Origin of the sequence: Brevibacterium sp. HMSC063G07 (assembly GCF_001810665.1) — a bacterium.
In the GTDB taxonomy this organism is placed as follows: domain Bacteria; phylum Actinomycetota; class Actinomycetes; order Actinomycetales; family Brevibacteriaceae; genus Brevibacterium.
In genome coordinates this window covers 1-1,464 of the sequence record NZ_KV802330.1, presented here as the reverse complement: position 1 = coordinate 1,464, position 1,464 = coordinate 1, and the positions used below count along the sequence as shown (strand labels likewise).

The window sequence follows — 1,464 nt, the reverse complement described above, 5'->3', positions numbered from 1 at the left end:
GGCTCTTCCGGTTCTAGAGTGCGTTGACCCGGGCTGATAGCTGCCCGGAGTGGAGAAGACAGCGCAGCACGTAGTGGCCGAAGTTCCTAAACCCCAACCCGATACCGCGCAGGTGCTCGAGGCGCCCGTTGATCGCTTCGACCGGCCCGTTCGACGCGCGACCACGATCGAAAAACGCCAGCACCTGAGCCCGTTTCCGCCACAGCGTCCGCCCCAACTGAGCAAGCTCCTCAAGCCCTTCAGGTAGGCCTCTGCGCAGACTCTCGATCACCGTCTGCATGAGCTTCTTGCCGGTCTTCCGATCGGGATGCTCGTACGCATCGATGACGTCCTGGTAGACGAGGTACGTCACTTCCAACGCGACATGGTCATCATGCTCGACCCACAACCGCTCCAGCCGGTCCCTACCCTTCTTGTTCAGCAGGGACCTCCTCGTCAACAGGGTCCGTCGCCCCTGATACAGGAGGTCTGTCTTCCGGCCCCGGTGCCCATGGATCTGCTGCTGGAGCCGTTGTCTGCACGCAGTGAGTTTCTGCCCGGCGAGCTGGACGACGTGGAACGGGTCCATCACCGGCACCGCGTCCGGCAGCGCATTCGTGGTCGCGGTGTGGTAGCCGGCGAACCCGTCCATCGTCACGACCTCGACCCTGTCACGGAACTGCGGGGAACGTTCCTGCAGCCACGAGGTCACGACCTTCGCGGAACGGCCTGCCTTCACGTCCAGTAGCCGTGCTCGACCGGTCCCGTCGATGAGCGGGGTCAAATCGACGAAGATCGTTGCGAAGGAGTCCTCTCCTTGTCCGCGCACGTGTTTCCAGCAGTGCTCATCGATACCCAGGACCCGAACCCCGGCCAGATGAGTGGGATCGGCGTAGACAAGGGACTGTGCGGCAGTGGTGGCCAGCTGGTTGACGAGGTCCCAGCCGAGTCCGAGTGCCCTGCTGATAGCAGAGATGCTCATCTGGTCCTGGATGAGCCGTTTCAGGATCCAGGTCGTAGCGCGTTTCGTGGTCTTCGCCCCGGGTTCGGCCGCTTCGAGCTGGTGCTGAAAGATCGTGCGCGGGCACTGGGCGTGGACACACTGGTAGCGGGGCAGACGTACGTGCAGGCGGGTCGGGTGGCCGGTGATCGGGACATCCGTCAGCCGGCGGATCACGTGGTCACGCAGCCGGCCTTCAGCACCGCACTCGGGGCAGTACCCAAGAGGTTCTCGTAGTGAGGCTTCGATGACAGTGATGTCATCATCGGTGATGTGAGCGCCGGTGATGTGGATGCCGAGCTCGAGAGTGCGGCAAATGACATCAGCGACGGGACACGGCGCGGCAGAAACGGTAGATTGCACGACAGGGCCTTGGGTGAGAGACGAGTTGAGGAACTTCTATCTTCACCCAAGGCCCGCCCCTCATTCATCACCAACACCCGGCAGTCAGAGACCGCGTCACGCACTCTGAAACCGGAAGAGCC

1 protein-coding gene is annotated in these 1,464 nt (G+C 62.8%); it reads right to left on the bottom strand.

Going from position 1 to position 1,464, the window contains the following annotated elements; genetic code table 11:
* Positions 1–13: 13 nt before the first annotated feature.
* Positions 14–1,342, bottom strand: coding sequence for an ISL3 family transposase (locus HMPREF2757_RS02430; RefSeq protein ID WP_062019877.1), 1,329 nt, complete (start codon positions 1,340–1,342; stop codon positions 14–16).
* Between the last annotated feature and the right edge of the window lie 122 nt (positions 1,343–1,464).